15 protein-coding genes are annotated in these 10,039 nt (G+C 37.4%); 13 read left to right on the top strand and 2 right to left on the bottom strand.

Translation table 11 applies throughout. The features are described 5' to 3' along the window. The 12 genes from rpsE to rplQ all read left to right on the top strand — a co-directional run. Window positions 1-423: 30S ribosomal protein S5 (gene rpsE, locus B3I52_RS05025; protein ID WP_293299352.1), on the top strand; the 423-nt coding region annotated here is incomplete at its 5' end. A gap of 4 nt (window positions 424-427) precedes the next feature. Continuing rightward, entirely contained in the window at window positions 428-607 is a 180-nt protein-coding gene (gene rpmD, locus B3I52_RS05020) for a 50S ribosomal protein L30 (protein WP_097132832.1), read from the top strand. 104 nt (window positions 608-711) lie between these two features. Further along, the gene (rplO, locus tag B3I52_RS05015; protein WP_293299351.1) at window positions 712-1,158 is read left to right on the top strand and encodes a 50S ribosomal protein L15; all 447 of its coding nucleotides are present in this window, start codon (window positions 712-714) and stop codon (window positions 1,156-1,158) included. Window position 1,159: 1 nt separating this feature from the next. Further along, entirely contained in the window at window positions 1,160-2,500 is a 1,341-nt protein-coding gene (secY, locus tag B3I52_RS05010) for a preprotein translocase subunit SecY (RefSeq protein ID WP_293299350.1), read from the top strand. Next, window positions 2,500-3,285: a type I methionyl aminopeptidase gene (gene map / locus B3I52_RS05005; protein WP_293299349.1), complete on the top strand. Its 786-nt coding sequence runs from the start codon at window positions 2,500-2,502 to the stop codon at window positions 3,283-3,285. The genes secY and map overlap by 1 nt, the downstream gene beginning before the upstream one ends. A gap of 71 nt (window positions 3,286-3,356) precedes the next feature. Beyond that, window positions 3,357-3,575 (top strand): translation initiation factor IF-1, encoded by a 219-nt coding sequence (gene infA / locus B3I52_RS05000; RefSeq protein WP_010599888.1) that lies wholly within the window; start codon window positions 3,357-3,359, stop codon window positions 3,573-3,575. Between the two features lie 84 nt (window positions 3,576-3,659). Beyond that, window positions 3,660-3,776 (top strand): 50S ribosomal protein L36, encoded by a 117-nt coding sequence (gene rpmJ, locus B3I52_RS04995; RefSeq protein ID WP_113638047.1) that lies wholly within the window; start codon window positions 3,660-3,662, stop codon window positions 3,774-3,776. Between the two features lie 73 nt (window positions 3,777-3,849). Further along, on the top strand, window positions 3,850-4,227 hold the full coding sequence (gene rpsM, locus B3I52_RS04990) for a 30S ribosomal protein S13 (protein ID WP_293299348.1): 378 nt from the start codon (window positions 3,850-3,852) through the stop codon (window positions 4,225-4,227). 153 nt (window positions 4,228-4,380) lie between these two features. Beyond that, window positions 4,381-4,770 carry a 30S ribosomal protein S11 gene (rpsK, locus tag B3I52_RS04985; protein ID WP_138721993.1) on the top strand — a complete coding sequence of 130 codons (390 nt, stop codon included), beginning with the start codon at window positions 4,381-4,383 and terminating at the stop codon, window positions 4,768-4,770. Between the two features lie 67 nt (window positions 4,771-4,837). Beyond that, window positions 4,838-5,446 (top strand): 30S ribosomal protein S4, encoded by a 609-nt coding sequence (gene rpsD, locus B3I52_RS04980; protein ID WP_293299347.1) that lies wholly within the window; start codon window positions 4,838-4,840, stop codon window positions 5,444-5,446. Window positions 5,447-5,524: 78 nt separating this feature from the next. Continuing rightward, a complete protein-coding gene (locus B3I52_RS04975) occupies window positions 5,525-6,517 on the top strand; it encodes a DNA-directed RNA polymerase subunit alpha (RefSeq protein ID WP_293299346.1) in 993 nt (330 codons plus the stop codon). A 128-nt stretch (window positions 6,518-6,645) separates the two neighbouring features. Beyond that, entirely contained in the window at window positions 6,646-7,200 is a 555-nt protein-coding gene (gene rplQ / locus B3I52_RS04970; RefSeq protein WP_293299345.1) for a 50S ribosomal protein L17, read from the top strand. A 61-nt stretch (window positions 7,201-7,261) separates the two neighbouring features. Here the strand turns inward: rplQ and B3I52_RS04965 are convergent, their stop codons facing one another. Continuing rightward, window positions 7,262-7,819 (bottom strand): GNAT family N-acetyltransferase, encoded by a 558-nt coding sequence (locus B3I52_RS04965; RefSeq protein WP_293299344.1) that lies wholly within the window; start codon window positions 7,817-7,819, stop codon window positions 7,262-7,264. Window positions 7,820-7,830: 11 nt separating this feature from the next. After that, the gene (pepE, locus tag B3I52_RS04960) at window positions 7,831-8,526 is read right to left on the bottom strand and encodes a dipeptidase PepE (protein ID WP_293299343.1); all 696 of its coding nucleotides are present in this window, start codon (window positions 8,524-8,526) and stop codon (window positions 7,831-7,833) included. 118 nt (window positions 8,527-8,644) lie between these two features. On the opposite strand from pepE, the gene B3I52_RS04955 reads away from it, so the two are divergent. Further along, window positions 8,645-9,847 carry a class I SAM-dependent methyltransferase gene (locus tag B3I52_RS04955; RefSeq protein WP_293299342.1) on the top strand — a complete coding sequence of 401 codons (1,203 nt, stop codon included), beginning with the start codon at window positions 8,645-8,647 and terminating at the stop codon, window positions 9,845-9,847. Window positions 9,848-10,039: the final 192 nt, after the last annotated feature.

The following is a 10,039-nucleotide window of genomic DNA, read 5'->3' as shown; positions in this document are numbered from 1 at the left end:
GGTCGTACTTTCAGCTTTTCAGCTATCGTAGTTGTAGGTGATGAGAACGGCGTTGTAGGTTACGGTTTAGGCAAAGCTAAAGAGGTTACTGAAGCTATCGCTAAAGGTGTAGATGATGCAAAGAAAAACTTGGTAAAAGTTCCTTTGTTGAATGGTACTGTACCTCACGAGCAAATCGGTAAATATTCTGGAGGTTTTGTGTTAATTAAGCCTGCTGCTGTAGGTACTGGAGTAATTGCTGGTGGTGCGATGCGTGCCGTGCTAGAAAGTGCTGGTATCCACAACGTATTGGCTAAATCAAAAGGTTCATCAAATCCTCACAACGTGGTAAAAGCTACTGTTGATGCATTAACCAAAATGCGTGATGCTTATACCGTAGCTCAAAACCGTGGTGTAGATTTAAACAAAGTTTTTAACGGATAAGATCATGGCTAAAATTAAAATCACTCAAGTAAAAAGCGTTATCGATAGAAGCGAGCGCCAAAAGAGAACCATGAAAGCTTTAGGTTTATCTAAGTTAAACCAAAGTGTCGAGGTTGAGGCAAATGCTGCAATCATTGGCATGGTTAGAAAAGTTAATCACTTAGTAGCTATCGAAGCTATATAATATTATTATCAGAATTTGCTTAAGATTTATATCTTAGGCAAATTTTTTTGTTTAATCGTTGTTTCCTGATTAGTGAAAGCGAAGGGGCAACATAAAAGTTTATTATGAACTTAAGTAATTTAAAACCTGCAAAAGGTGCTGTAAAAGCAAGTAAGAGAATTGGTCGTGGTCAAGGTTCTGGCCGTGGTGGTACATCAACACGTGGACACAAAGGAGCTGGCTCACGCTCTGGTTACTCATCAAAAGTTGGTTTCGAAGGTGGTCAAATGCCTTTACAACGTCGTGTGCCTAAAGTTGGTTTCAAGCCAATTAACCGTACCGAGTATGTTGGTGTAAACTTAGATGTATTACAAGGATTAGCTGAAAAATTTAACTTAACTACCGTAAATTTTGCTACATTGCAAGACCATGGTTTAGCTTCTAAAAACGATTTGGTGAAAATCCTAGGTCGTGGAGAAGTTAAAGCTAAATTAGAAGTTACAGCTCATGCTTTTTCTGCAAGCGCACAAAAAGCAATTGAAGCTGCTGGAGGCTCAATCGTAAAATTGTAAAATGAAGAAGCTATTTACTACTTTAAGTAATATTTGGAAAATTGAAGAATTAAAAGAGCGTATATTATTTACGCTCATGATTCTTGTAATCTACAGACTTGTTTGTCAGGTTGTGTTGCCAGGTGTAGATCCTGCAATGCTTTCTAATGCTCAAAAATCGGGTTTGTTAGGTTTGTTAGATATGTTTGCAGGGGGTGCTTTCTCTAAAGCATCAATAGTGGCCTTAGGTGTAATGCCTTATATCTCTGCATCCATTGTGGTGCAGTTATTAGGAATAGCGGTACCTACCTTCCAAAAAATGCAGAAAGAAGGAGAAAGCGGCCGTAAAAAATTAACGCAGTACACTCGTTACCTAACTGTAGCCATTACCATTGTTCAAGCAATAGGTTATGTTAAAACACAGGTGCCTACAGAGGCAATTGTGATTAACCATACTTTGTTCTATTTCTTGTCGGCAATTGTATTAACCTCGGGTACCCTGTTTGTGATGTGGTTAGGAGAGAAAATTACCGATAAAGGTATTGGTAACGGTACCTCATTAATCATTATGGTGGGTATCATTGCTCGTTTGCCAATTGCAATAAGCCAAGAGATAACTTCTGTATTTGCAGGCAATGATGGTGGTCTAATTAGGCTGGTATTAGAGATTGTAGCTTTATATGCCATTGTTATATTTACTATTCTAATTGTGCAGGGCGTACGTAAAGTGCCAGTACAATATGCTAAGCGAATTGTAGGTAATAAGCAGGTTGGTGGTGTAAGACAATATATCCCTCTAAAAGTAAATGCTGCAGGCGTTATGCCTATCATTTTTGCGCAAGCATTAATGTTTGTGCCAAGTGCTTTAATTGGTTTGTTCCCTAATTTGCAAGAAAGTTGGTTACACCAATATTCAGATATCACTTCGTTAACTTATAGCTTAACGTTTGCTTTCTTGATTATAGCATTTACCTTCTTCTATACGGCCATTACCGTTAATCCAACGCAGATGTCTGACGATATGAAGAAAAATGGCGGCTTTATTCCGGGCATAAAACCAGGATTGGCAACCTCTTCATTTATTGATGACGTGGTGTCTAAGATTACTTTCCCAGGATCACTGTTTTTAGCAGCCATTGCTATTATTCCTTCATTGGCCGTTAAGCTTGGAATTCAACAGGAATTTGCCCATTTCTTTGGCGGTACCTCGTTGTTAATTTTGGTAGGTGTGGTATTAGATACGCTACAACAAATAGAAAGTTATTTATTAATGCGCCATTACGATGGTTTAATGAAAACAGGTAGAGTAACCGGTCGTTCGGGCATTCCATCTGCTACAAGCACCAGTGGAGCTGCATTATAATGTCTAAAATCTATTACAAGTCTTCCGAAGAGGTTGAATTAATTAGAGAAAGCGCTTTGCTTGTTTCTAAAACTTTGGCCGAAGTAGCCAAGGTAATTAAACCTGGGATTACAACAATAGCATTAGATAAGCTGGCATACGAGTTTATTAAAGATAACGGTGCTGTGCCAGCTTTTCTAAATTATGGCGGGTTTCCTTATTCTCTTTGTATTTCCCCTAATGAGCAGGTGGTGCATGGGTTTCCAAGTGATTATGTGATTAAAGAAGGAGATCTGATCTCTGTAGATTGTGGCGTAATTAAGAACAACTATTTTGGAGATTCTGCCTATACATTTACCATCGGAGAAATTAACGAAGAGCAGAAGAAGCTTGTAAAAGTTACCCAAGAATGTTTAGCTTTTGCCATAGAAAAGGCGGTAGTTGGTATGCGCATAGGCGATGTTGCCCATGCAGTACAATTTCATGCCGAAGCTAATGGTTTTGGTGTAGTAAGAGAATTGGTAGGGCACGGTGTTGGAGTGAAGTTGCATGAAAAACCCGAAGTACCGAATTATGGTAAAAGAGGTAGCGGAATTAAATTAGAAGAGGGCATGGTGTTGGCCATAGAGCCAATGATCAATGCCGGAACGGCGGCCGTTAAATTCTGGAGCGACGGATGGACAGTAACTGCTAAAGACAACAAACCATCGGCACATTTTGAACATACTGTTGCTATAAAAAGAGGCAAAGCAGACGTTTTAAGCACTTTTTCTTTGATAGAAGAAGTTTTAGCAGAAAAAAGGTAAATAATTGAAAAATAATATTTAATTTTGCAACCCTGTTTAGTAGCAGCTAATTAAGTAAAAATCAATAGAATATGGCTAAACAAGCCTCAATTGAACAAGACGGAGTAATAAGAGAAGCATTATCTAATGCCATGTTTAGGGTAGAACTTGAAAATGGACATGAGATTATTGCGCATATATCAGGTAAGATGAGGATGCACTACATCAAAATTTTGCCTGGAGATAAAGTAAAATTGGAGATGTCGCCTTATGATTTAACAAAAGGCAGGATCACTTATAGATACAAATAAAAATGCAACCATCACAAGCGGCCGTCTTTAGTTTTAAAATAGCTTGTGATAGCTTCATTACCAAAGAGAGAAAATAAAAGAGCAATGAAAGTTAGGTCATCAATTAAAAAGCGTAGCGCTGATTGTAAGATTATTCGTCGTAAAGGGAAACTTTACATCATTAACAAGAAGAATCCGAAATATAAGCAACGTCAGGGATAATTAAAAACATTGGAACGAGTTCCGCACAACGGTGGCCCGCCGTTCGGTCGTTCATTAAAAAACAAATAGAAAAATGGCAAGGATTTCAGGTGTTGATTTACCAAGAAACAAAAGAGGAGAGATTGGTCTGACTTATATCTACGGAATAGGTAAAACCACTGCACAACGTATTTTAAATACTGCAGGTATCGATCTTAACAAAAAAGTGCAAGATTGGTCTGATGATGAGTTATCGGCTATCCGTACAATGATTAACGACGAGATTAAAGTAGAAGGCGCTTTACGTTCTGAGGTTCAATTAAACATTAAACGTTTAATGGATATTGGTTGCTACAGAGGCCTACGTCACAGAAAAGGTTTACCTGTTCGTGGTCAACGTACTAAAAACAACTCTCGTACTCGTAAAGGAAAGAGAAAAACAGTTGCTAACAAGAAAAAAGCATCTAAATAATAAATGATAGATATGAGAACTGAGATATGAGAAGTGAGAACTTCTTGTAGATCTTCTCAAATCTGGAATAGAAGATAAAAAATAGATGTAGAGTGCCGGGAAGGGGAAGGTCTCTTATCTCAATTCTCACATCTAAAAAATCTAAAAGAAAAAATGGCTAAAAGTAAAAAAGTTACCAAAAAACGTCTTGTTGTGATTGAGCCAGTAGGCCAAGCTCACATCAATGCTACGTTCAACAACATCATTGTTACCTTAACAAACACTAACGGACAAACCATTTCATGGTCTTCTGCTGGTAAAATGGGTTTCAAAGGTTCTAAAAAGAACACGCCTTATGCTGCAGGTCAAGCTGCATCAGACTGTGGTAAAGTTGCTTTCGATTTAGGTTTACGTAAAGTAGATGTTTTCGTTAAAGGTCCTGGTTCAGGTCGTGAGTCGGCTATCAGAACTTTGCAAGTAGCAGGTATCGAAGTATTGTCTATCAAAGACATCACTCCACTTCCACACAATGGTTGTCGTCCTCCAAAGAAAAGAAGAGTTTAATTAATTATTTTTTAAAGCTAAGAGTCTGCAGCTTCAGGTTGTATGATACTTTAAAATCACAAACAAAATGGCAAGATACACCGGACCAAAGTCCAAAATCGCCCGTAAGTTCAGAGAGCCAATTTTTGGCCCTGATAAAGTACTAGACAGAAAAAACTATCCTCCAGGCCAACACGGCGCTTCTAAAAGAAGAGGAAAGCAGTCTGAGTACGCAGTACAGTTAATGGAAAAACAAAAAGTAAAATACACTTATGGTGTGTTAGAAAAACAGTTCCGTAACTTGTTTACTAAAGCTTCTTCACGTCAAGGTATTACTGGTGATAACTTATTGCAATTACTAGAAGCACGTTTAGATAATACAGTATATAGATTAGGTATTGCGCCAACCCGTTCAGGTGCTCGACAATTAGTTAGCCACAAGCACATTACTGTAAACGGCGAAACAGTTAATATTCCTTCGTACCAATTAAGAGCTGGTGATGTTGTTGCGGTAAGAGAGAAATCAAAATCTCTTGAAGCAATTTCAAACTCAGTAGCTGGCAGAACAATCAACAAATTTTCTTGGTTAGATTGGAACGCTAAAGAATTATCGGGTAAATTCTTGTCATATCCAAATCGTGACGAAATTCCTGAGAACATTAAGGAAAACCTTATAGTCGAGTTATACTCGAAGTAATCATAACGGTTAAGGCCCTAGTGGCTTTAACCTTTTTATGTTACACAACATTAATAAACGATCTAAAAACATTAATAAATGGCAATTTTAGCATTTCAGAAACCAGATAAGGTAATCATGCAGAAATCAACGGATTTCGATGGTCAATTTGAATTTCGTCCTTTAGAGCCCGGTTTCGGTGTAACCATTGGTAATGCCCTAAGAAGAATTTTACTTTCTTCTTTAGAAGGCTTTGCTATTACCAGTATTCGTTTTTCAGGCGTTTCTCATGAGTTTTCTACTATCAAAGGTGTAGTTGAAGATTTAACAGAAATCATCCTTAACTTAAAGCAAGTGCGTTTTAAGAAAGTAGGCGAATCTGGCGATTCTGAAAAAATCTTTATCATCATAAATGGTCAAGATCAATTCTTAGCAGGAGATATTACTAAATTCTCTAACAATTTTGAGGTTTTAAACCCAGAGTTGGTAGTTTGTAACATGGAAAAATCAGTTACTTTGGAGGTTGAACTAACCGTAAACAAAGGGCGTGGTTATGTACCTGCAGAAGAGAACAAAATTTCTGATAGCGTAGTTGGTGTAATTGCAATCGATTCGATTTTTACGCCAATGAAAAATGTGAAATATACGATTGAAAACTATCGTGTTGAGCAAAAAACGGATTACGAGAAATTAGTTTTAGATATTTCTACTGATGGATCTATCCACCCAGAAGAAGCTTTGAAAGAAGCAGCTAAGATTTTAATCCAACACTTTATGTTGTTCTCTGATGAGAACTTAGTGTTAGAATCTCAAGCTAAAGAAGAAACTAAAGAGGTTGATGAGGAAATTTTGCACATGCGTAAAATCCTTAAAACTGAATTGGTTGATCTAGATCTTTCTGTACGTGCATTGAACTGCTTAAAAGCGGCTGATATCCGTACTTTGGCTGATCTAGTTTCTTACGATGTAGCTGATATGTTAAAATTCAGAAACTTCGGTAAGAAATCATTAACTGAAATCCAAGAATTGGTAAAATCTAAACAATTATCGTTTGGAATGAACCTTTCTAAATTTAAGTTAGACGAAGAGTAAAAAGGTTGTAAGTTTTACGTATTACGCATCACTTATAATGTATTACTTAAAGAATTAAAATTAATTCACTGTGTGTAATTCCCTCAGATTAAGTTCAAAGAGACGGTACACACTTTATAAACAAAAAAATGAGACACGGTAAAAAACACAACCACTTAGGAAGAACTACTTCGCACAGAAAAGCGATGTTGGCTAATATGGCTTCTTCTTTGATTACGCACAAAAGAATTACTACTACATTGGCTAAAGCAAAAGCTTTACGCGTTTATGTAGAGCCAATCATCACTAAATCTAAAAACGATACTACTCACTCACGTCGTACAGTATTTGCTTACTTGCAAGACAAAGAGGTAGTAACAGAGTTGTTCCGTGATGTTGCTGCTAAAGTAGCTAACCGTCCAGGTGGTTATACTCGTATTATCAAATTAAACAACCGTTTGGGTGATAATGCAGAAATGGCTTTAATCGAATTGGTAGATTATAACGAGGTGTACGGAAAAGATGCAGCAGCTGCTGAAAAGAAAACTACTCGTAGAGGTAGATCAAAAGCTAAAAAAGCTGATGCTCCTGCTACAGAAGTGAAAGAAGAGGCAGCTCCAGTTGTTGAGGCCAAAGAAGAAGTTGCTGAAGAAGCAGCTCCTGAAGCACCAGCTGCTGACGATGCAGAAGAGCAAAAAGCGTAATCTGTCTAACTTATTATGCTTAAAACCCTTTAGGAAAGCCCTAAAGGGTTTTTTGTTGGTGTTACTTTTTGATTTGTAGGTGTTCTAGCTTTTTGCCCACCAATGTTTTTTCGCCAACTGGTTCAAATCCTAATTTTAGATAAAGTCTTTTAGCTTTGGGGTTTTCTTGATCTACTAGCAGGCCCAATGTTTCTTTCCGGTGCTTAACATATTCGTTAATTAAGAAATGAAATATTTTTGAACCGATACCTTTGCCCTGCTGGTTTGGGTTTACGCCCACACAATCAATGTAGTATTCTCCTGCTTGGGTTTCGTCTTCGGGGGTAAACGATCTGTTAAATAAGGTTTTTATCTTTTGGGCAACGGGTTCGCGTAATTCGGCTAATTTGCCTCCATTGTAAACTAAGGCGGCGGCAACAAGTTCATTTTCAATTTCTACCACCCAACAGTTTTGGTAAGAATATTGATTGTTAGGCGCTGCTATTAAACTGCTAAGAAAGTGCAATGCTTTTTCTTTAGAATTTTCGCCAATAAACTGGTAGGTAATTTCTTCCATGGCCAAAAAAATGTAATTGGCTATAGTTGTAGCTTCTTCGGCTTTTGCTCTTCTAATAATCATTTTAGGGTAAGTTAAAATAAGATTGTACCAGCAGTGATTTCGTAAGGTGCTTTGCCTTGTTCAAATATTCTGGTTAGTTGGGTGCCTTCTACAGTAATTTTATGGTTCATTACTCTAATCCAATTGCCTTCTCTCAAACCAATTACTTTAAGGTTGTTTTGCGTTAGAAATTCTAAAATTCTAGTTTCTCGGGTTTCGCCATTGTGTTTAAGCTCTGTTTGCGGATCTAAGTAATGCGGGTTGATATTGAAAGGTACCAAGCCCATACAATCGAAACTTGGTGGATAAACGATAGGCATATCATTAGTAGTTTTCATGTTAATGCCCCCAATGTTGCTGCCTGCACTACAACCTAAATAAGGTTTGCCTTTTTCTACGTTTTCTTTGAGAATGTTCATCAAGCCTAGTTCGTGCAGTATTTTTACCAATAAGAAAGTGTTGCCACCGCCAGTAAAATATCCTTTAGCATTGTTTAGCGCCCCGGTTTGGTCTTCAAATTCATGCAATCCTTTTACGCTAATACCTATCTCAGCGAAAAACTCGGCAGCTTTTTGTGTGTACTCGTTATGAGATATTCCTCCTGGCCTAGCAAAAGGAATAAAAATAATTTCATCTACTCCTTTAAATAAAGTGATGATTTCGGATTTAAGATAGGCAAGATATTGTTCCCCAAATAGGGTAGATGTGGATGCTAGTATGATGTTCATAAACCAGATTGATTTGTAAAATGTTCAAAGATAGGAGGTGTTGGACAAGAAATGACCAATATTCGGTTATTATTAAGTTTTAGTGTATTATTTTTGCTTCTTATAATTTAGTATCACCATGAACAAACAGAGCGACATCTTATTTTTAGCACAGCTAGAGGAAAGCTTAAAAAACGCAACTTTTGTAAAGTTGGCATTGGGCAATTACAAAGGCAGTGACGAGCCCTTGAAACAGCTATATGTAAGGCCGGTAGTAATTAAGAATAAAAAAATGTTGGCCTTTAACTTTCGCTATCAAACAAGAGATATTTTTAAAAATTCTACAGAACAAGAGGGAATTAAACTAATTGAAGATTATTTAGCTAACGGATTTCATATCGCTACTTTGTTTACTACTACACAAGAGCATATTTTAGAGAAGAATGCTAAAGGCGTATTTAGGGTGCGAACTAAATTACTGGCGGAAAAAAAAGAAGCGAGTTTAAGCCATAACAAAGAGAAAAAACGTTTGATTTTGGCAAAAGACAATATTTACTTGCAAGAATTGGGTTTGACAGGAGAAGATGGTGCAGTTTTTAAAAATGCCCAGGATAAGTACAAGCAGATCAATCAGTATATTGAGATCTTAAGCTCGTTAATAAAGGAGTTTCAGGTTGGTACGATTAATACTGTAGTAGATATGGGTTCTGGTAAAGGATATTTGACTTTCGCTTTGTACGATTATCTGCTGAATCATCAGCAGAAAGCAAATGTAGTGGGTGTAGAGTTTAGAAAAGATTTGGTTGATTTATGTAACGCTATTGCCGCTAAGGCTAAGTTCGACCAGCTTTCTTTTGTGGAGGGAACTATTGAAAGTTACCATAGCGATAAAATTAATTTACTAATTGCCCTACATGCTTGCGACACGGCTACGGACGATGCAATTTACAAAGGCATAAAAGCGAATGCGGAACTGATTGTTGTTGCGCCCTGCTGCCATAAGCAAATTCGTAGGGAGATAGAAAAAGGCAAAGCGAAGAATGAGCTAAACTTTTTAACCAAACATGGTATATTCTTAGAAAGACAGGCAGAAATGGTAACGGATGGTCTGCGTGCTTTAATTTTGGAATACTTTGGCTATAAAACAAAGGTTTTTGAGTTTGTATCTGATATGCACACGCCTAAGAATGTTTTGGTGGTAGGAATTAGGAATAAGGAGCAAGGAGTAAAGACTAAAGACCAAAGCCCAAAGACTAAAGCTGATATTTTACAGAAGATAAAAGATACCAAGACTTATTTTGGTATTGGTTACCATCATTTGGAAAGGTTGCTAGGCCTATAAGGCGTTAAAAGGCAGTGATTTTTGTTAATTAAACCTGATGGTAGCGGTTATACTTTTTGTTAGTTGTTCGAGAAAGATTGCTTCTCCGAATGGTCGGAGCAGGCTGTCGTGCCTTCTCGCAATGACGCGAAAGTGAGTAGGTATCGAACAAAAAGATAGGAGCGAACAGCAGGGCTAGCTTAGCGATGAAAT

The sequence above is a fragment of the Pedobacter sp. UBA4863 genome, from assembly GCF_002399615.1.
Taxonomy (GTDB): Bacteria; Bacteroidota; Bacteroidia; order Sphingobacteriales; family Sphingobacteriaceae; genus Pedobacter.
This window is presented reverse-complemented; position numbering and strand designations above follow the sequence as displayed.